At 70.6% G+C, this 19,534-nt stretch carries 13 protein-coding genes; 1 reads left to right on the top strand and 12 read right to left on the bottom strand.

The window, feature by feature from the left end:
- Positions 1 to 239: 239 nt before the first annotated feature.
- From ACIRC0_RS21210 to ACIRC0_RS21255, 10 genes are all read right to left on the bottom strand, one after another.
- The gene (locus ACIRC0_RS21210; RefSeq protein WP_403617672.1) at positions 240 to 842 is read right to left on the bottom strand and encodes a sarcosine oxidase subunit gamma; all 603 of its coding nucleotides are present in this window, start codon (positions 840 to 842) and stop codon (positions 240 to 242) included.
- Positions 835 to 4,092, bottom strand: a complete 3,258-nt coding sequence (locus ACIRC0_RS21215) for a sarcosine oxidase subunit alpha family protein (protein WP_403617673.1) — start codon at positions 4,090 to 4,092, stop codon at positions 835 to 837. The genes ACIRC0_RS21210 and ACIRC0_RS21215 overlap by 8 nt, the downstream gene beginning before the upstream one ends.
- Before the next feature lie 11 nt (positions 4,093 to 4,103).
- Entirely contained in the window at positions 4,104 to 5,336 is a 1,233-nt protein-coding gene (locus tag ACIRC0_RS21220) for a sarcosine oxidase subunit beta family protein (RefSeq protein WP_403617674.1), read from the bottom strand.
- On the bottom strand, positions 5,333 to 6,619 hold the full coding sequence (gene glyA, locus ACIRC0_RS21225; RefSeq protein ID WP_403617675.1) for a serine hydroxymethyltransferase: 1,287 nt from the start codon (positions 6,617 to 6,619) through the stop codon (positions 5,333 to 5,335). The genes ACIRC0_RS21220 and glyA overlap by 4 nt, the downstream gene beginning before the upstream one ends.
- Positions 6,616 to 7,476 carry a bifunctional methylenetetrahydrofolate dehydrogenase/methenyltetrahydrofolate cyclohydrolase gene (locus ACIRC0_RS21230; protein WP_403617676.1) on the bottom strand — a complete coding sequence of 287 codons (861 nt, stop codon included), beginning with the start codon at positions 7,474 to 7,476 and terminating at the stop codon, positions 6,616 to 6,618. Before ACIRC0_RS21230 ends, glyA begins: the two co-directional genes overlap by 4 nt.
- 22 nt (positions 7,477 to 7,498) lie before the next feature.
- Positions 7,499 to 9,937 (bottom strand): FAD-dependent oxidoreductase, encoded by a 2,439-nt coding sequence (locus ACIRC0_RS21235; protein ID WP_403617677.1) that lies wholly within the window; start codon positions 9,935 to 9,937, stop codon positions 7,499 to 7,501.
- Between the two features lie 207 nt (positions 9,938 to 10,144).
- Positions 10,145 to 11,110 (bottom strand): ABC transporter substrate-binding protein, encoded by a 966-nt coding sequence (locus tag ACIRC0_RS21240; RefSeq protein ID WP_403617678.1) that lies wholly within the window; start codon positions 11,108 to 11,110, stop codon positions 10,145 to 10,147.
- Between the two features lie 13 nt (positions 11,111 to 11,123).
- Positions 11,124 to 13,100, bottom strand: coding sequence for an ABC transporter permease (locus ACIRC0_RS21245; RefSeq protein WP_403617679.1), 1,977 nt, complete (start codon positions 13,098 to 13,100; stop codon positions 11,124 to 11,126).
- Positions 13,100 to 14,191 (bottom strand): glycine betaine/L-proline ABC transporter ATP-binding protein, encoded by a 1,092-nt coding sequence (locus ACIRC0_RS21250; RefSeq protein WP_403617680.1) that lies wholly within the window; start codon positions 14,189 to 14,191, stop codon positions 13,100 to 13,102. Before ACIRC0_RS21250 ends, ACIRC0_RS21245 begins: the two co-directional genes overlap by 1 nt.
- Before the next feature lie 20 nt (positions 14,192 to 14,211).
- Positions 14,212 to 15,681, bottom strand: a complete 1,470-nt coding sequence (locus ACIRC0_RS21255) for an aldehyde dehydrogenase family protein (protein WP_403617681.1) — start codon at positions 15,679 to 15,681, stop codon at positions 14,212 to 14,214.
- Positions 15,682 to 15,889: 208 nt separating this feature from the next.
- On the opposite strand from ACIRC0_RS21255, the gene purU reads away from it, so the two are divergent.
- On the top strand, positions 15,890 to 16,762 hold the full coding sequence (gene purU / locus ACIRC0_RS21260; protein WP_403617682.1) for a formyltetrahydrofolate deformylase: 873 nt from the start codon (positions 15,890 to 15,892) through the stop codon (positions 16,760 to 16,762).
- A 114-nt stretch (positions 16,763 to 16,876) separates the two neighbouring features.
- Here the strand turns inward: purU and ACIRC0_RS21265 are convergent, their stop codons facing one another.
- Both ACIRC0_RS21265 and betA read right to left on the bottom strand, forming a co-directional pair.
- Positions 16,877 to 17,710 (bottom strand): 5,10-methylenetetrahydrofolate reductase, encoded by an 834-nt coding sequence (locus tag ACIRC0_RS21265; RefSeq protein WP_403617683.1) that lies wholly within the window; start codon positions 17,708 to 17,710, stop codon positions 16,877 to 16,879.
- A gap of 3 nt (positions 17,711 to 17,713) precedes the next feature.
- Positions 17,714 to 19,384 (bottom strand): choline dehydrogenase, encoded by a 1,671-nt coding sequence (gene betA / locus ACIRC0_RS21270; RefSeq protein ID WP_403617684.1) that lies wholly within the window; start codon positions 19,382 to 19,384, stop codon positions 17,714 to 17,716.
- Positions 19,385 to 19,534: the final 150 nt, after the last annotated feature.

Genomic DNA, 19,534 nt, shown 5'->3' on the forward strand with positions numbered 1-19,534 from the left:
GTGGGGTGGGAGAGGCGTGCCGAGCATGTCACGGGCGCGCCTGCGGGATTTGTCGGTTACAGGCCTGGGTGGAGCGGGTGCTTCTCCCGGGTGCCGAAACGGCTGTGAGCCCTTTTCGTGCTCATGGTTCGAACAGGCGGGCAGCCGGGCGGTGCGCACCCATGCCGCGGCGGTGCCGGGCCGCCTTCCCGAGACGGCCCGGCACCGCCAGGTCACCCCTTACCGCCCTGCCGGGCCGCTCACCCGTACTCCACGGCCGCGTCCAGCAGCCAGTCCGTCAGGTAGCCGGCGAAGGAGGAGCGCACCAGTACCCAGAAGCCGGCCCTGGCTTCGTCGCGGGCGACCAGGACGACCTGTGTACGCGCCAGCGTCGTCTGGGCGCAGCGACCGGGGCCGAAGGCGCGCGGGTGCAGGTCCAGCGCGCAGCCGTGGGACAGCAGGTCGCGGGCGCGGGGCCCGGCGACCAGGAGGGTGGTGCGCTGGGCGGAGACGTCGGTGACGGAGACGGGTTCGCCCCCGGCCGCCGCACGGATCCGGCCCTCCAGCTCCCGCTGGGTTCCGGGCGGGCCCACCAGCAGCCATTCGTCGGGACCGAGCCACACCGCGGTCAGGTCGCCGGCCCGTACCACGGTGTTCGGCTCCAGGGGCAGCTGGAACCCCAGGGCGAGACCCACGGCGTCCGCCGCCGGGCTCTTGGCGTCGAGGCGGACGTTCACCTGGGCCAGGAAGGGGAGTTCGGCCAGACGGACGGCGCCCCCGGAGGAGCGCGTCGCGGCGGCCAGGCGGTCGGCGGCGTGCGCCAGGGGGCTGCGCTGCCGAGCGGTCAGGGCGGTGTCAGCCATCGCGGCGGGCTCCCTCAGGGTCGTAGAGGACGGGGTTGGCGACGGTCACCGGTACCAGCCGGTCGCCGACCGGCGCGTAGAGGCGTTCCCCGATACGGTCGCGGCCGCCCTTGATCAGGGCGAGTGCGAAGGTCCGGCCGAGCGCCGCGCTGCGGTAGCTGGAGGTGACGTGCCCGAGCATCGGGACGGGCGGGGCGGGCAGTTCGCTGTCGGCGACCAGGTGGGTGCCCTCGGGGAGGAAGGCGGCCGGATCCTCGGGGAGGAGGCCGACGAGATGCTTGCGGTCGGGGCGCACGGTGTCGGCGCGGGCGTAGGAGCGCTTGCCGATGAAGTCCGGCTTCTTCTTCGACACCGCCCAGCCCATGCCGAGGTCCTGCGGGGTGACCGTCCCGTCGGTGTCCTGGCCGATGATCGGGTAGCCCTTCTCGGCGCGCAGGACGTGCATGGTCTCGGTGCCGTACGGGGTGATGCCGTACGGGCCGCCGGCCTCGTACAGCGCCTCCCACAGGGCGAGGGCGTCCCAGGGCGACACGTTGATCTCGTAGGCGAGTTCGCCGGAGAAGCTGATCCGGCACACGCGCGCGTCGATACCGGCGACGGTCGTCTCACGCCACGCCATGAACGGGAAGTCGTCGTTGCTCACCGCCAGTCGGGGCGCGAGCGAACCCAGGACCTCGCGGGAGCGGGGGCCGACGAGGGCCACGGTCGCCCACTGCTCGGTGACCGAGGTGCAGTGGACGCGCAGTTCGGGCCACTCGGTCTGGAGCCACTCCTCCATCCAGTCCAGGACGGCGGCCGCGTTGCCGGTGGTCGTGGTGACCAGGAAGCGGTCCTGGGCGAGCCGGATGACCGTGCCGTCGTCGAAGACCATGCCGTCCAGGCGGCACATCACGCCGTAGCGGATCATGCCGACCTTCAGGGTGCTCATCATGTTGGTGTAGAGCCGGTCGAGGAAGAGCGCGGCGTCCGGGCCCTGCACGTCGATCTTGCCGAGGGTGGAGGCGTCCATGAAGGCCACGCCCTCGCGGGCGGCCCGGCACTCGCGCAGTACGGCGGTCTCCATGTCCTCGCCGTCCTGCGGGTAGTACCAGGGCCGCTTCCACTGGCCGACGTTCTCGAAGAGCGCGCCGTGCTCGACATGCCAGGCGTGCAGGGCGGTGGTGCGGACCGGGTCGTGCAGCGGACCGCGGTCGCGGCCGGCGAGGGTGGCGAAGGAGACGGGGGTGAACGGCGGCCGGAACGTGGGCAGGCCGAGCGCCGAGATGTCCACGCCGAGGAGTTCGGCGACGACGCCGCTCGCCAGGACGCCGGCCGTCCTGCCCTGGTCACCCCCGGTGCCCGCTGTGGTGTAGCGCTTGGTGTGCTCCACCGAGCGCAGGCCCGCCCCCGTGGCGCGCGCCAAGTCGTCGACTGTCACGTCGCGTTGGAGGTCGACGAAACGGGGGGCGCCGCTGGAGGTCGGGATGGTGAAGACCTGCATGGGCGGGGTGTGCGGCTGGGCGGCCACGGCCGGGAGGGCGGGTGCCTCGGCGGTGTAGCCCTCCGCCTCGACCGCGCGGGCGCCGGCCGCCGCGCCCTGCGCGAGAGCCGTGGCGAGGTCGAAGGCCCCGTTCGCACTGCCCGCGACCTCCACCGCCTGACGGCAGCTGTCGGGAACGAACGTGCCGAGTGCCTCGTCGTGGCGGAGCTTGCCGCCCGCCTGGCTGAACAGGTGCGCCACCGGGTTCCAGCCACCGGAGACCAGGAGCAGGTCGACGGCGAACTCCCGTTGTCCGGCGGACTCCCCGTACGGGGCGACCGTCACGGCGGTGAGGCGGGCCCCGCCCTCGGTGCCGGTGACCGCGTGTCCGGCCAGCACCTCGATCCCGGCGGCGCGGGCACGCTCGGCCCACTCCCCCGGCTCGGGCCGGGTGTCGACGATCGCCGCTATGTCCACGCCCGCCGCCGCCAGGTCGAGTGCGGCGGCGTAGGCGCTGTCGTTGGTGGTGAACACGGCCGCGTGACGCCCGGGCAGAACGGCGTACTTGTGCAGGTACGTCCGGGCCGAGGCGGCCAGCATCACGCCGGGGCGGTCGTTGTCGCCGAACGCCAGCGAACGCTCGTGGGCGCCCGTCGCGAGGACCACGCGGCGGGCGCGGATCCGCCAGACGCGCTCGCGGGAGACGTGGTCCGGGGCCTCGGCGCCGAGGTGGTTGGTGCGGCGCTCGACGGCGAGGAGGTGGTTGTCGTCGTAGTGGCCGAAGACGGTGGTGCGGCGCAGGACGCGTACCTCGTCAGCGGCCTCGAGTCGAGCGCGCGTCGCCTGCGCCCAGTCGAGGTGTTCGCCGGTGCCGAGCAGGCTGCCGCCGAGTTCGGGCTGGTCGTCGGCGAGGATGACGCGGGCGCCGCTGTTCGCCGCCGCCGCCGCGGCCGCGAGGCCGGCGGGGCCTGCGCCGACGACCAGCAGGTCGCAGTGGGCGTGTACGGCGTCGTAGCGGGCGGGGTCGGGTTCGGTGGCGAGGCGGCCCTGGCCGGGGAGGCTGCTCGCGACGAGGCCGTCGTAGAGCTCGACGGCCGTGGCGGGGAGCATGGGCTCGGGGAAGGGGGCCTCGATCTGGACGACCGCGTTGGGTTCTTCGACGCCGGCCGAGAAGATGCCTCTCGGACGGCCGAGCCTGATACTCGTGGCGGCCTGGATGACGCCGTTGGCGAGGAGGGCCGAGGCGAGGGTGTCGCCTCGGTAGCCCTGGTATTCGGTGCCGTCGAAGGTGAAGGTGAGGGGTTCTTCGCGGTTGATCCGGCCGCCGGCTGGGCGTCGGAAGGGCTGGGTTTCTTCGCCCCCGCCGCCCCTGCCCGTCCCGTCCTCCAGGGGCTCCGCCCCTTCGACCCCGCTGGGGGCTGCGCCGCCGGACCCCCCTTGGGCCTGAACGGCCTCGTCCTCAAACACCCCCAGAGGATGTACCCCCGGACGGGCTGGATTCACTGGCCGTGGCTCGACAGTGACCGGGCGCGGCTCCCCCGCCCGGTACACCGCCAGGATCTCGTTCGTCGCCGTGTCCCGTACCGCGTTGAACCACCTGCGGCAGCCCGCCGCATGGCTCCACCGTTCGGCGAACGGGCCCTTCGGGTTGGCGCGGAAGAACAGGTAGCGCGCCCACTCCTCGTCGGTGAGGGCCGCGGGGTCCTCGGGGTAGGGCACATGGGCCTGGCCACCGTAGTGGAACTCGGCCTCGTCACGGGGCCCGCACCACGGGCAGGAAATGAGCAGCATGGTTCGGCTCCCTAGTGGGCCACCGCGGCCGCGCCGTGCTCGTCGACGAGCGCGCCGGTGGTGAAACGGTCGAGCGAGAAGGGGGCGTTCAGGGGGTGGGGCGTGTCGTGGGCGATGGTGTGGGCGTAGACCCAGCCGACCCCCGGGGTGGCCTTGAAGCCGCCCGTTCCCCAGCCGCAGTTGAGGTAGAGGTTGTCGACCGGGGCGAGGCCGACGATGGGCGAGGCGTCCGGACTGACGTCGACGATGCCGCCCCAGGTGCGCAGCACGTGGGCGCGGGCGAAGACCGGGAAGAGCTCCAGGGCGGCGGACATCTGCTCCTCGATGATGTGGAACGCTCCGCGCTGGGTGTAGGAGTTGTACGCGTCGATGCCGGCGCCCATGACCAGCTCGCCCTTGTGGGCCTGGCTGACGTACACGTGGACGGCGTTGGACATGACGACCGTCGGGTGCACCGGCTCCAGGAGTTCGGAGACCAGGGCCTGCAAGGGGTGGCTCTGGAGCGGGAGTTCGATGCCCGCCATGGCGGCGAGGACCGAGGTGTGGCCGGCGGAGCACAGGGCCACCTTGCCCGCCGCGATCGGGCCGAGCGTGGTCTGCACGCCGACCACCCGGCCGCCGGCCACGTCGAGGCCGGTGACCTCGCAGTTCTGGATGATGTCGATACCGGCGGCGTCCGCGGAGCGGGCGAAGCCCCAGGCCACGTAGTCGTGCTTGGCGATGCCGGCGCGCGGCTGGTAGGTGCCGCCGAGGACCGGGTAGCGCACGTCGGGAGAGGTGTTGACGATCGGGCAGACCTCTTTGACCGCTTCCGCGTCGAGCCACTCGGCGTCGACGCCGTTGAGCCGGTTGGCCTCGACGCGGCGCACGCTGTCGCGGACGTCCTGCAGGCTGTGGGCGAGGTTCAGCACGCCGCGCTGGGAGAAGAGGATCGGGTAGTCGAGCTCCTCCTCCAGTCCTTCCCAGAGTTTGAGGGCGTGCTCGTAGATGCCGGCGCTCTCGTCCCACAGGTAGTTGGAGCGGATGATCGTGGTGTTGCGGGCCATGTTGCCGCCCGCGAGCCAGCCCTTCTCCAGGACCGCGACGTTGGTGATGCCGTGGTTCTTCGCCAGGTAGTGGGCGGTGGCCAGGCCGTGTCCGCCGCCGCCCACGATCACCACGTCGTACGACCGCTTGGGCTCGGGGGTGCGCCAGAGCCAGTCGGGGTGGTCGGGAAGGTCGGCGCCGGGGGTGCGGGGGCTCATCGGGCGTCTCCTGAAGGACCGGAAAGGTGCGGGTAGAGCGGGTGCTCGGCGGCCAGGGCCGCTGTGCGGGCGCGCAGCGCGGCCACGTCCGGCTCGGGCTGGAGGGCGAGCGCGATCACGTCGGCGACCTCCGCGAAGTCCTCCTCGGTGAAGCCCCGGGTGGCGAGCGCCGGGGTGCCGATGCGCAGGCCGGAGGTGACCATGGGCGGGCGCGGGTCGAAGGGGACGGCGTTGCGGTTGACGGTGATGCCGATCTCGTGCAGCAGGTCCTCGGCGCGCCTGCCGTCGAGTTCGGACTCACGCAGGTCGACGAGGACGAGGTGGACGTCCGTGCCGCCCGTCAGCACCTTCACTCCGGCGGCGGCCGCGTCCGGCTGTGTGAGGCGCTCGGCGAGGATGCGGGCTCCGGTCAGTGTGCGGGCCTGGCGCTCGGCGAACTCGGGTGATGCGGCGACCTTGAAGGAGACCGCCTTCGCGGCGATGACGTGCTCCAGGGGGCCGCCCTGCATGCCCGGGAACACCGCCGAGTTGATCTTCTTGGCGAGGTCGGCGTCGTTGGTGAGGATCACTCCGCCGCGGGGACCGCCGAGCGTCTTGTGCGTGGTGGTGGTGACCACGTGCGCGTGCGGGACGGGGCTGGGGTGCAGTCCGGCGGCGACCAGGCCCGCGAAGTGCGCCATGTCGACCATGAGGAGGGCACCGACGTCGTCGGCGATGCGGCGGAAGGCCGCGAAGTCCAGCTGCCTCGGGTACGCCGACCAGCCCGCGATGATCATCTTGGGGCGGTGTTCCTTGGCGAGCCGCTCCACCTCGTCCATGTCGACGAGGTTGTCCGCCTCGGAGACGTGGTACGGCACGACGCTCAGCATCTTGCCGCTGTAGTTGATGCGCATGCCGTGGGTGAGATGACCGCCGTGCGCGAGGTCGAGTCCGAGGATGGTGTCGCCCGGTTGGAGGAGGGCGAAGAAGACCGCCGTGTTCGCCTGCGCGCCCGAATGGGGCTGCACGTTGGCGAAGCCCGCGCCGAACAGGGACTTGACGCGCTCGATGGCCAGGCGTTCGGTGACGTCGACGTGTTCGCAGCCGCCGTAGTAGCGGCGGCCGGGGTAGCCCTCCGCGTACTTGTTGGTCGCGACCGAGCCCTGGGCCTCCATGACGGCGGAGGGCGCGAAGTTCTCGGAGGCGATCATCTCGAGGGTGGACTGCTGGCGGTGCAGCTCGGCGCGGAGGGCGGCGTGGACCTCCGGGTCCAGCTCCGCCAGCGGGGTGTTCAGCACGTTCATACGGTGTTCGCGTTCCTCTCGGCGGCCTCGACGACGTTGGCGAGCAGCATCGCCCGGGTCATGGGTCCCACTCCCCCGGGCATCGGCGCGACCCATCCGGCGACCTGGGCGGCCTCCGGGTGGACGTCGCCGACGAGCCCGTGCTCGGTGCGGGTGATGCCGACGTCCAGGACGGCCGCGCCGGGGCGCAGCATGTCCTTGGTGATCAGTCCGGGTGAGCCGGCCGCGGCGACGACGATGTCCGCCTCGCGTACGTGCCAGGCCAGTCCCTTGGTTCCGGTGTGGCACAGGGTCACGGTGGCGTTCTCGGACCTCCGGGTGAGCAGGAGCCCGATCGGCCGTCCGACCGTGATGCCGCGCCCGATCACGCACACGCGCGCTCCGGCGAGCGGGACCTCGTACCGGCGCAGCAGTTCGACGATGCCACGCGGAGTGCAGGGCAGGGGGGCGTCGACGCCGAGGACGAGCCGGCCGAGGTTGACGGGGTGCAGTCCGTCGGCGTCCTTGGCGGGGTCCATGCGCTCCAGTACGGCGCCCGAGTCGAGGTGGCGTGGGAGCGGGAGTTGCACGATGTAGCCGGTGCAGGCGGGGTCGGCGTTGAGTTCGTCGATGACGTCCTCGACCTGCTGCTGGGTGGCGTCGGCGGGCAGCTCGCGGCGGAGGGAGGCCACTGAGATCTGCGCGCAGTCGCGGTGCTTTCCGGCGACGTAGGCGTGACTGCCCGGGTCGTCGCCGACCAGGACCGTGCCGAGACCCGGCGGGCGGCCGGTCGCGGCGGTCGACTTCGCCACGCGCTCGGCGAGTTCGCGACGGATGGCGGCTGCGGTCGCCTTGCCGTCGAGCAGTTGTGCGGTCACCGGCGATACCTCTTCCCCACGGTCAGCCACGAAGTCGGGACATGGTCGGGTCGAACAGGGGCTCCTCGGCGACGACCGCCTCGACGCGCTGGTCGAAGTAGCCGATGTGGACCGTGGTGCCGGGGGTGGCGAGCTCGGCCGGCAGCCAGGCGTAGGCGATGCCCTTGCCGATCGTGTAGCCGTAGGCGGCGCTGGTGACGTAGCCGACGGCGCGGTCGCCGTCGTACACCGGCTCCTTGCCCATGACCACCGAGTGCGGGTCGTCGATGGTGAGGCAGGTCAGCTTCCGCCGTACGTCCGCCTTGCGGCGCTCCAGTGCGGCCTTGCCGATGAAGTCGCCCTTGTCGAGCTTGACGGCGAAGCCGACGCCGGCCTCGTAGGGGTCGTGCTCGTAGGTCATGTCGGTGCCGAAGGAGCGGTAGCCCTTCTCCAGGCGCAGGCTGTTGAAGGCGCCGCGGCCGGCGACGATGCCGCCCAGCGGTTCCGCCGCCGCCCACAGGGTGTCCCACAGCTTCTGGCCCAGGTCGGCGGTGGTGTACAGCTCCCAGCCCAGCTCGCCGACGTAGCTCAGGCGCATCGCGGTGACGGGGACGGAGCCGATGTGGGCGCGCTTGGCGCGGAAGTACTTCAGGCCGTCGCCCGAGAAGTCCTCGTCGGTGAGGGGCTGGAGCACCTTGCGCGCCAGCGGGCCCCACAGGCCGATGCAGCAGGTGCCGGCGGTGATGTCGCGGACCTGGACCGTGCCGTCGGCGGGGAGGTGGCGGGTGAACCAGTCGAGGTCCAGGTTGCCGTTGGCGCCGACCTGGAAGAGGTCGCGGGCCAGCCGGGCGACGGTGATGTCGCTGCGGATGCCGCCGTCGTGGTCCAGGAGGAGCGTGTACGTCACCGAGCCGACGGACTTGGCCACCTTGCCGGTGACGAGGCCCTCCAGGAAGTCGGCCGCGCCGGGGCCGCTGACCTCCAGGCGCTTGAGGGCCGTCATGTCGTACAGGGCGACCGTCTCCCGGGTGACCTGGGCCTCGGCGCCGACGATGGGGGACCAGTACTGCGCGGCCCAGTCGTTGGGCGTGGGGATGGAGCGGCCTTCGACGAGCGAGGCGTTGCCCTCGTACCACTGGGGGCGCTCCCAGCCGTTCGCCTCCAGGAAGAACGCGCCGTGTTCCTGCTGGCGGGCGTAGAAGGGGCTGGTGCGGATCGGGCGCGGCTCACCCGAGGGCTGGAGGGGGTGGAGGATGTCGTAGACCTCGACGAAGTTCCGGCAGTCCCGGGCCAGGACGTACTCCGGGGAGAGCTGGTGCGGCTCGAAGCGGTTGACGTCGCACTCGTGCAGGTCGAAGGAGGAGCAGTAGCCGTCGACCAGCCATTCGGCGACGGCGCGGCCGACGCCCGCGGAGTGGGTGACCCACACGGCCTCGGCGACCCAGAAGCCCTTGACGTCCGGGGACTCCCCCAGCAGCGGGTAGCCGTCGGTGGTGAAGGAGAACAGGCCGTTGATGCCCTCCTCGACCTTGGCCTCGCGGGTCGCGGGGAGCAGGGACCGTGTCTCGTTCCAGGCGTCCTCGAAGTCCTCCTCGGTGAACTTCAGGACGGAGGGCATGTCCTCGGCCTCGTCCACGGAGAGGATGTCGTCGGCGGAGACGGGCATGGGGCGGTGGCCGTAATAGCCGATGCCGATGCCGTCGAAGCGGTCGCGGTAGTAGAGGTCGGCGTCCTGGTGGCGCAGGATCGGGCGGACCGCTTCCTCGGTCTGGCCGGCGAGGGCGGGGATCGGGCCGGTCCAGGCGAGCTGGTGGGCGAGCGGGGTGAGCGGCAGGTTCATCCCGACCATGCGGGCGATCTTCGGGCCCCAGATGCCGGCGCAGCACACGACGATGTCGGCGGGGATCTCCCCCTGGTCGGTCAGCACGCCGGTCACCCGGCCCTCGCTCTGCCGCACGTCGAGGACTTCGTGGCGGGCGAGGAAGCGGACGCCGCGCCCGGTGGCCCGGCGGATCTGCGCCTCGACGGCGAGGACGGCCTTGGCGAGGCCGTCGGTGGGGACCAGGAGACCTCCGAGGACCTTGTCGCGGTCGACCAGCGGGTGTTGCTCCACGCACTCGTCGGCGGTCAGCAGGCGCGCCTCGATGCCCCAGGCGGTGATCCAGCCGTGGCGGCGGTGGAGTTCGGTGAGGCGCTCGGGGGTCGTCGCCACTTCCAGGCCGCCGACCTGGAGGAAGCAGGGCTTGCCGTCGACGTCCAGGGAGCAGAACTTCTCGACGGTGTAGCGGGCCAGCTCCGTCATGGTCTTGGAGGGGTTCGTCTGGAAGACGAGGCCCGGGGCGTGCGAGGAGGATCCCCCGGTGGCCGGGAGGGGGCCCTGGTCGACCACGGTCACCTCGGTCCAGCCGCGTGCGGAGATCTCGTCGGCGAGGGCCGCCCCCACGACGCCCGCTCCGATGATGACCACTCGGGGTCCCGCCATCGCCCAACCTCCGAACTTGAAACCGGTTCAGTTGCTGTCTGCGCAACTCGATTCAGGCTGCGCAACTCAATGTGCCTGTCGCCGAGGAGGGGTGTCAAGGGGTGCGTGACGTCGGAAAACAGCCCGAAACACGGCAATGCCCGGCGGGCGGTGCGCACCTGGACGCACCGCCCGCCGGGCGTGTTCGACCTGCTCTTCCGGGCTCGGCTACTTCAGCCAGGCCTCGACCTTGTCGCGGTTGGCGTCGACCCACTTCTTGGCCGCCGCGTCGTCCGACATCTTGTCCACCGCGATGTACTTGGCCACGGTGTTCTGGTCGTCGTTCGTCCAGTTGAAGTTCTTCACCAGGTTGTACGCGGGGCCGCCGGACTTCGCGAAGCTCGCACTGACGATCTTGTCCAGGTTGTAGACGGGGTAGTCGCACGCCACCTTGGCCGCATCCGCGTCACAGCCCGTCTTGTACGCCGGCAGGTCGACCTTGACCAGCGGCACCTCGGACAAGAACCACTGCGGCTCGTAGAAGTAGCCGATCATCCACTGCTTGTTCTTCTCGGCGGTCCGGAACGCCTGGATGAGCGCGGTCTCGCTGCCCGCGTACACCACCTTGAAGTTCAGCTTGAGGTTCTTCACCAGCGCCGCGTCGTTGGTGACGTAGGACGGGTCGCCGTCGAGCAGCTGGCCCTTGCCGCCCGACTCGGAGGTCTTGAACTTGTCGGCGTACTTGTTGAGGTTCTTCCAGTCGGTGATGTCCGGGTGGGCCTTGGCCAGCCACGGCGGCACGAACCAGCCGATGATGCCCTTGTTGCCCGTCTGCCCGGCCTCGACGGCGGTCTTCTGCTCGGTGATGTACTTCTTCTTCAGGTCGTCGTGGCCCCAGTTCTCCAGGACGGCGTCGACCTCGCCGGTCCCGAAGCCCTGCCAGGCGATCTCCTCCTTCAGGTCCTTCTTGTTGACCGTACAGCCGAGGTCGTGCTGAGCGACGTACGCGACGACCGCCGCGTCCGCCTCGTAGCCCACCCACGGGTTGACGGCCAGGTTGAACGTGCCGCACTTGCCGCCGGAGGACTTCGAGCCCGCGGAGGAGCTGTCGCCGACCTTCGCCCCTGCGCAGGCGGTGAGGGTGAGGCCGAGGACGGCCAGGCCGGCCGCGCCGGCTCGCCAGTGTCTTGCCATGGTGTCGTGCTCCTTATGCCCTGGTGCGTCGCGCCGCAGCCTGAGTGATCCGGTCGAACATGACTCCGAGCAGTACGATGGCGAGTCCCGCCGCCAGCCCCTTGCCGTACAGCTCTCCCTGTGAGAATCCGGCCACGACGTCGTAGCCGAGGGCGCCTGCCCCTACCAGGCCGCCCACCACAACCATCGACAGCACGTAGATCAGCCCCTGGTTGGTCGCGAGAGTCAGGGCGCTGCGTGCCATCGGCAGCTGAACCTTGGTGATGATCTGCCAGGTGTTGCACCCGGCCGAGGTGGCCGCCTCCACGGTGGACGCGGACACGTTCCGCACACCGTCCGCGATGATCTTGATCGCTACGGGTGCCGCGTAGACGACGGCCGCGACGATCGCGGTGAAGCGGGTGGCGCCGAAGAGCGCCAGGAACGGCACGAGATAGACGAACGGCGGCATCACCTGTGCGGCGTCCAGGGTGGGCCGCACCAGCCGGTCCACGAGCAGGCTGCGTCCCATCCACACGCCGAAGACGACACCGAGCAGCATCACCAGCACCGTTGCCACGGCGGTGGAGGCGAGGGTCGTCATGCTGTCCGACCACAGGCCCGTGCCGACGAGCAGCCCGACGCACGCGGCGGCCGTCACCCCGGCGCGCCAGCCGCCGAGCACCGCGCCGAGCGCGGCCAGGGTGACGCCGACGAGCCACCACGGGGAGTCGGTGAGCAGCGTCTGGAACGGGTTGAGCAGGCCGTTGGTGATGACGTCCCGAAGCGCGTTGGTCAGGCCCGAGAGATGGTCCTGCAGCCAGGTGGTCGTGGTGTCGGCCGCGCTCGCGATGTGACTGCCGGTGCTGCCTTCGCCGGGGAACTCGGCCGCCCAGACGTAGGTGTGGGACAGATAGACCAGGACCGCGGCCGTGATCCCGCCGGCCACCAGCAGCGGCCGGCGCCACTTGAGGAGCCGGCCGCCCGTGCGGCGGGCCGCCTCGGCGCGTGCGGCAGCGGCCGTGGTGACCCGGTCGAGGACGATGGCCATGACGACGATGGCGAGGCCGGCGTTGAAGGCGGTGCCGACGTCGAGCGACTGCAGGGCCTGGACGACGGTCTTGCCGAGGCCGGGCGCGTCGATCAGGGCGGCGATGGTCACCATGGCCAGGGCGGCCATGATGGTCTGGTTGACGCCCATGACCACGGTGCGCTTGGACATCGGCAGCAGCACCTTCAGCAGTTGCTGCGACCGCGTCGTGCCGAGCGAGTCCGCCGCCTCGACGGTGGTCTCGGGCACGGAGCGGATGGCGTGCGCGGTGATGCGGATGGCGGGCGGTGCCGCGTAGATCACCGTGGTGATCACGGCGGAGGCTCCGCCGATGAGGAAGATCAGGGTCAGCGGGGCGAGGTAGACGAAGGTCGGCATCGTCTGCATGAAGTCCAGGAAGGGCGTCATGATCCTGTTGAAACGGTCGGAGAGACCGGCCCACAGGCCGAGCGGGATGCCGATGACCAGCGCCACGATGACCGCCGACAGGGTCAGCGCCAGGGTGTCCATGCTCTCCTGCCACAGCCCCTGCAGCCCGAAGAACGTGAAACCGGCCACGGCGAGCAGGGCGACCCGCCAGTTGCCCACGGCCCAGGAGACGTAGCCGGTGAGGCCGACGACGCCGAGCCAGCCGATCTGCGGGACCGGGCGGCCGCCGGTGGGCTGCGAGATCAGGGACTGGACGAAGGTCACCAGGTTGTCGATGACCAGGCGGATCTCGTTGAAGAAGTACAGGAAGAGCGGGTTGGAGTTGCGGTTGGCGCCGATGCTGTCGTTGACGTCGTTCAACCAGCGGTGCAGACCGGTCAGATCGGCCGCGGCGAGGGACAGCGTCTGCCGGCCGCGCAGCACGGCGAAGAGCACCACCCAGACGATCAGGATCGCCGCCACCACCGTGGGACGGCCGACCTTTCTGCGTACGGGAGCGACCGGCGCGGCCGCGTCGGCGGCGACGGCCATCACGCACCGCCTTCCTGTCCGGCGACGACGGAGAGGATCTCCTCGTCGCCGACGATGCCGAGCAGCTTGCCGCCCTCGACCACCTTGACCGGCTTCTCGGCCGCCAGCACCGCCCGGGTGGCCTCGCGCACCACGACGTCCGGACCCAGCTCGGGGCCGTCGAGTGCGTCGTCGGGCTGCACGGGGCGCATGATCCAGCGCAGGGTGAGGACGTCGCCGCGCGGCACGTCCTTGACGAAGTCCCGTACGTAGTCGTCCGCGGGGGCGCCGACGAGTTCGTCGCCGGTGCCGCACTGCACCATCCTGCCGTCGCGCATGATCAGGATGCGGTCGCCCAGTTTCAGGGCCTCGGAGAGGTCGTGGGTGATGAACACCATGGTCTTGCCGACCTCGTGGTGCAGGCGGATGACCTCGCTCTGCATGTCGCGGCGGATCAGCGGGTCGAGGGCGGAGAACGGCTCGTCGAAGAAGAGGACGTCGGGGTCGCCGGCGAGGGCGCGGGCGAGGCCGACGCGCTGCTGCATGCCGCCGGAGAGCTGGTCGGGATAGGAGTTCTCGTATCCGGCCAGGCCCACCAGCTCCACCACCTCCAGAGCGCGCCTGGTCCGCTCGGCCTTGCCCATGCCCCGGATCTCCAGGCCGAACGCCACGTTGTCGACGACCCTGCGGTGCGGCAGCAGGCCGAAGTGCTGGAAGACCATGGAGAACTTGCTGCGCCGCATGTCCCGCAGCCGCTTGGCGTCGGCGCCGCGGATGTCCTCGCCTTCGAAGACCACCTCGCCCGCGGTGGGTTCGATCAGCCGGGTCAGACATCGCACCAGGGTGGACTTGCCGGAGCCGGACAGACCCATGACGACGAAGACCTCGCCGGGCGACACGTCGAAGTTCACGTCGCGGACTGCGGCGGTGCACCCGGTGCGGTCCATGAGCTCGCGGCGGGTCAGCCCGCACAGTTCCTCGGAGTCCGGCACCTGGTCGGCCTTCGGCCCGAACACCTTCCACAGCCGGCGCACGGAGATGACCGGGGTCCGGTCCTGGGGGTCCTGGGACGTGCCGCGCCGCTGCGACACCTCGGTCTGTGTGGGGGTCACGATCGACCTCTTTTCGGCGTTCAGCCGCGGAACCAGTGCTGCGGCCGGGGTTGGATGTTCTGCCAGACGTGCTTTGGCTCTCGGTATTCGTCGAGTCCGGTCGGTCCCAGCTCCCGGCCGACGCCCGAGTGCCCGAAGCCACCCCATTCCGCTTGCGGCACATAGGGGTGGTAGTCGTTGATCCAGACCGTGCCGTGGCGCAGCCGGCGAGCGACCCGCTGGGCCTTGCCGGCGTCCTGCGTCCAGACGGCGCCCGCGAGTCCGTACTCCGTGTCGTTGGCGATGCGGACGGCGTCGTCCTCGTCACGGAAGCGCTCGACGGTGAGCACGGGGCCGAAGGACTCCTCGTGCACCACGCGCATGTCCTGCCGGCACTCGTCGAGGACGGTGGGCGGATAGTAGAAGCCGCCCGCCAGCGCGGGGTCGCCGGGTCGCTCGCCGCCGCAGCGCAGTACGGCGCCCTCGGCGAGCCCTGCGGCGACGTACGCCTCGACCTTCTCCAGGTGCTGTGCGGAGATCAGCGCCCCGGTCTCGGCCCGGGGGTCGAACGGGCCGCCGAGGCGGATGAGCCGGGCGCGGCGCACGATCTCGTCGACGAAGGCGTCGTGCAGGCAGTCCTCGACGATCAGGCGGGCGCCGGCCGAGCAGACCTGGCCGGAGTGCAGGAAGACGGCGGTGAGCGCGAAGTCGACCGCCGTGTCGAAGTCGGCGTCGGCGAAGACGACGTTGGGGTTCTTGCCGCCGAGTTCCAGGGCGACCTTCTTCACCGTCGCGGCGGCGGTGGCCATGATGCGGCGCCCGGTCTCCAGGCCTCCGGTGAAGGACACCATGTCGACGTCGGGGTGCTCCGACAGGGGTGCGCCGGCCTCCGCTCCGGCGCCCAGGACGAGGTTGGCCGCGCCGGCCGGGAGCCCGGCCTCCTCGAGCGCCTTCATCAGCAGGATCGAGGTGGAGGGCGTGAGCTCGCTGGGCTTGAGCACGATGGTGTTGCCCGCGAGGAGGGCCGGGGCGACCTTCCAGGACGCCTGGAGCAGTGGGTAGTTCCAGGGGGTGATCAGTCCGCAGACGCCGACGGGTTCGTAGGTGACCCGGCTGAGGGCGTCGTCGCGGCCGGTGTCGACCACCCGGCCGGCGCTGGTGCCGGCGATGCCGCCGTAGTAGCGGAAGCAGGAGACGACGTCGGCGATGTCGTACTCGCTCTCGACCAGGCGCTTGCCGGTGTCGAGCGACTCGGCGCGGGCGAGCTCCTTGGCGTCCCGCTCGAGGATGTCGGCGGTGCGCAGCAGCAGGGCGCCGCGCTCGCGCTCGGGAGTGCGCGGCCAGGGGCCCTCGTCGAAGGCGCGCCGCGCCGCGGCGATCGCGGCCTCGGTGTCGGCGCGTGTCCCCTCGGACACGGTCGCGACCGGCGTGCCGTCGGCGGGACAGCGGATCTCCCGGTGACCTCCGGCCACCGCCTCGCGCCATTCTCCGTCCACATACAGGTCTGCCACGCGCGGAGCCCTTCGACCGTCTCGTTGCGCATCGCGCATCGAATTGCTTGTGGGGGAACCCTGACCGAAGGGCCGACGTACGTCAAGAGGTCCCGTCGTTTTCACAAGGGACGAACGTCCCCTGTCTTGACCACCGACCGCCTTCGCCCCAACTATGTTGCGTATTGCTCATCGCGTTGTGCATTACGCATCAGACGGAGGCCTGCGCATGTCCCCTCGACCGCAACCCGGCGACGAGTACCTCCTCACCCTCTCCTGCCCGGACAGAGCCGGACTGGTCCATGCCGTGAGCGGCTTCCTGGTCAGGAACTCGGGCAACATCCTGCAGAGCCAGCAGTTCGACGAGCGCCTTCAGGGCCGTTTCTTCATGAGGGTCCACTTCGATGTGTCCGATCCGGACATCACCCTGGAACAACTGCGTTACCGCTTCGGCCCCGTCGCCGAAGCCCACGGCATCTCCTGGACCCTCCGGGACGCCGCGACGCCGACGCGGACGCTGATCATGGTCTCGAAGTTCGGTCACTGCCTCAACGACCTGCTCTTCCGCCGCCGCACCGGCGCCCTCAACATCGAGATCCCGGCCATCGTCTCCAACCACCGGGACTTCGAGGCCCTCGCGGAGACCTACGGCATCCCCTTCCACCACATCCCGGTGACCAAGGAGACCAAGCCCGAGGCCGAGGCGCGCCTGCTGGAGCTGGTCCGGGAGCTGGACGTCGACCTCGTGGTCCTGGCCCGCTACATGCAGGTGCTCTCCGACGACCTGTGCAAGGAGCTGGAGGGCCGCGCCATCAACATCCACCACTCCTTCCTGCCGAGCTTCAAGGGCGCGAAGCCCTACCAGCAGGCGTACGAGCGCGGTGTGAAGCTCGTCGGCGCGACGGCCCACTATGTGACGCCGGACCTGGACGAGGGCCAGATCATCGAGCAGGACGTGGTCCGGGTGGACCACTCCCTCGACCCCGACGAACTCGTCACGGTCGGCCGCGACGTGGAGGCCCAGGTCCTGGCCCGCGCGGTGAAGTGGCACACCGAGAGCCGCGTGATGGTGGACGGCAACCGCACGGTTGTCTTCCGCTGAGGCACCCCTGCCGATCGGGCGGGGCCGGAACCGAGGGGGTTCCGCCCCCGCCCGATGTCCGTACACGGCTGAGGCTGTTGTATACGGCTGTCCGGTACATACGGCGGTCCGGGCTCAGCCGAGCCTGTCGAGCAGTGCGCGGCGCCAGCTCTCGGTCTCCGCGATCTGGTTGAAGGTGAACAGGTGCAGGCCCGCCACGCCCGCCGAGGGCGCCGTGAGCGTCTCCGCCGCGCGCGTGAGCAGTCTCTCGGGCGCGTACCCGCCCGGCGTCGCGAACCGCAGGAACCACGACGGGTGCCTGGTCAGGAAGCGCGTCGACTCCCCCACCCCGATCCTCGTCGCCATGGACAGCAGCTTGGCCCGCTGCACCGGCCCGGCGACCCCCACGTACACGGGCAGCGTGACGTCCCGGCGCCGTATCCGGGCGATCCAGTCGCCGAGCAGGCGAGGGTCGAAGCACAGGTTGCTGACGATGTACGTGGCGTGCGCGCGCTTGTCCCACATCGCCTGGATGGTGATGTCGTCGTGGATGAGCGGATGGCTCTCCGGATAACCGGTGATCCCCGTGTGCGCGAACGGCCTGCCCAGCTCGCTGAGCCTGCGCAGCACCGGCAGGGCCCCGTCGTAGGTCCCGGCCGGCGGATCGGCGTCCCCCGCCGGCACGAACACGTCGTCGACACCCGCCGTACGCAGCCGCTCGGCGACGTCCTTCAGGTGCGTGTCGTCCCGCAGCAGCCGTGCGGGCACGTGCGGGACGACGCGGAAGCCGTGCGCGGTGAGCCGCTCGGTGAGGGCGAGGGTCGGCTCCAGACCCTTGACCGGCGACGCCGTGACCGTGACCACGACGTCGCGCGGGACATGGGCGAGGACCTTCTCCTCGGTCGCCTTCGCCGGCAGCACCTCGTAGCGGACGCGGTCGAGCAGCGCCCGCAGGGCCTCGGCGCTCAAGGCCTACCCGGCCTGCTTCTGGGCGTCGCGGTGCCGGTAGTAGACGGCCTTGGAGGGCGTCAGCGGCTCCCTGCCGAGGATGAGGTCGGCCGCCTTCTCGGCGATCATCATCACCGGGGCGTAGATGTTGCCGTTGGTGACGTACGGCATCACCGAGGCGTCCACCACGCGCAGCCCCTCCACGCCGTGCACCTTCATGCTCAGCGGGTCGACGACGGACATCTCGTCGGTGCCCATCTTGCAGGTGCACGAGGGGTGCAGGGCGGTCTCGCCCTCCTTGGCGACCCAGGCGAGGATCTCCTCGTCGGTCTCGACGGACGGGCCGGGCGAGATCTCGCCGCCGTTGTAGGGGACGAGCGCGGGCTGGTTGAGGATCTGGCGGGCTACGCGGATGGCCTCGACCCACTCGCGGCGGTCCTGCTCGGTGGACAGGTAGTTGAAGCGCAGGGCGGGGTGCTCGCGCGGGTCCTTGCTCTTGATCTTCACGGAGCCGATGGCGTCGGAGTACATGGGCCCGACGTGCACCTGATAGCCGTGGCCGCCGGCCGGTGAGGAGCCGTCGTAGCGGACCGCGACGGGCAGGAAGTGGAACATCAGGTTGGGGTACTCGACGTCCTCGTTGCTGCGGGCGAAACCGCCGGCCTCGAAGTGGTTGGTGGCCGCCGGGCCCTTGCGGAACAGCCACTGCAGCCCGATGAAGGGGGCGCGCCACTTCGCCATGTACGGCTGCATGGAGACGGGCTGCTTGCAGGCGTACTGGACGTACACCTCCAGGTGGTCCTGCATGTTCTCGCCGACGCCCGGCAGGTCGTGGACGACGTCGATGCCGAGGGCGGACAGCTCGGCGGCGTTGCCGACACCGGAGAGCTGGAGCAGCTGGGGTGAGTTGATGGCGCCGCCGCACAGGATGACCTCGCCGGCCCTGACCTGCTGGGGCGCGCCACGGCCGTGCCGGTACTCGACGCCGACGGCGCGCTTGCCCTCGAAGAGGACCCGGGTGACGAAGGCGCGGGTCCTCACCGTGAGGTTCGGCCGCTTCATCGCGGGCTTGAGGTACGCCTTCGAGGCCGACAGCCGACGCCCGCGGTGGACATTGCGGTCGAACTTGGCGAAACCCTCCTGCCGATAGCCGTTGACGTCGTCCGTGGGCGCGTAGCCCGCCTCCTGGGTGGCCTTGAGGAAGGCGGTGAAGAGCGGGTTGGTCGCCGGGCCGCGCTCGAGGACGAGCGGGCCGTCGTGGCCGCGGAACTCGTCGTCGGGGTCGGCCGCGAGGCAGTTCTCCATCCGCCGGAAGTACGGCAGACAGTGCGCGTAGTCCCAGGTCTCCATGCCGGGGTCGGCGGCCCAGCGCTCGTAGTCCATCGGGTTGCCGCGCTGGAAGATCATGCCGTTGATGCTGCTGGAGCCGCCCAGCACCTTGCCGCGGGCGTGGTAGATGCGCCGGCCGCCCATGTGGGGTTCGGGCTCGGACTCGTACTTCCAGTCGTAGAAGCGGCTGCCTATGGGGTAGGTCAGCGCCGCGGGCATGTGGATGAACACGTCCCAGGGATAGTCGGAGCGGCCCGCCTCCAGCACGAGCACCCGGTTTCCGGGGTCTGCCGAGAGCCGGTTCGCCAGTGCGCTGCCGGCTGATCCACCGCCGACGATGACGAAGTCGTAATGCAGGGGAGCCATGGTGCCTCGTCTCGCTCGCTCGCGCCGTCGATACGCGGGGCATGGTAGTACGGGTATCGCTATACGCACTAGGTTGCGGAACGCGCAACTTGCAAGGTCTTCGTTTCGCCGGGGTTACTTGCATGGTCGTTGTTTACTGCGCGTATAGTT

This window comes from Streptomyces sp. NPDC093984 (assembly GCF_044764595.1).
GTDB lineage: Bacteria > Actinomycetota > Actinomycetes > Streptomycetales > Streptomycetaceae > Streptomyces > Streptomyces cynarae.

Excerpts from the sequence above, each read along its gene's own strand:
- ACIRC0_RS21240 (WP_403617678.1), bottom strand. The coding sequence starts at position 11,110 with ATGGCAAGACACTGGCGAGCCGGCGCGGCCGGCCTGGCCGTCCTCGGC.
- glyA (WP_403617675.1), bottom strand. The coding sequence starts at position 6,619 with ATGAACGTGCTGAACACCCCGCTGGCGGAGCTGGACCCGGAGGTCCAC.
- ACIRC0_RS21235 (WP_403617677.1), bottom strand. The coding sequence starts at position 9,937 with ATGGCGGGACCCCGAGTGGTCATCATCGGAGCGGGCGTCGTGGGGGCG.
- ACIRC0_RS21215 (WP_403617673.1), bottom strand. The coding sequence starts at position 4,092 with ATGCTGCTCATTTCCTGCCCGTGGTGCGGGCCCCGTGACGAGGCCGAG.
- ACIRC0_RS21210 (WP_403617672.1), bottom strand. The coding sequence starts at position 842 with ATGGCTGACACCGCCCTGACCGCTCGGCAGCGCAGCCCCCTGGCGCAC.
- ACIRC0_RS21245 (WP_403617679.1), bottom strand. The coding sequence starts at position 13,100 with ATGGCCGTCGCCGCCGACGCGGCCGCGCCGGTCGCTCCCGTACGCAGA.
- purU (WP_403617682.1), top strand. The coding sequence starts at position 15,890 with ATGTCCCCTCGACCGCAACCCGGCGACGAGTACCTCCTCACCCTCTCC.
- ACIRC0_RS21220 (WP_403617674.1), bottom strand. The coding sequence starts at position 5,336 with ATGAGCCCCCGCACCCCCGGCGCCGACCTTCCCGACCACCCCGACTGG.
- betA (WP_403617684.1), bottom strand. The coding sequence starts at position 19,384 with ATGGCTCCCCTGCATTACGACTTCGTCATCGTCGGCGGTGGATCAGCC.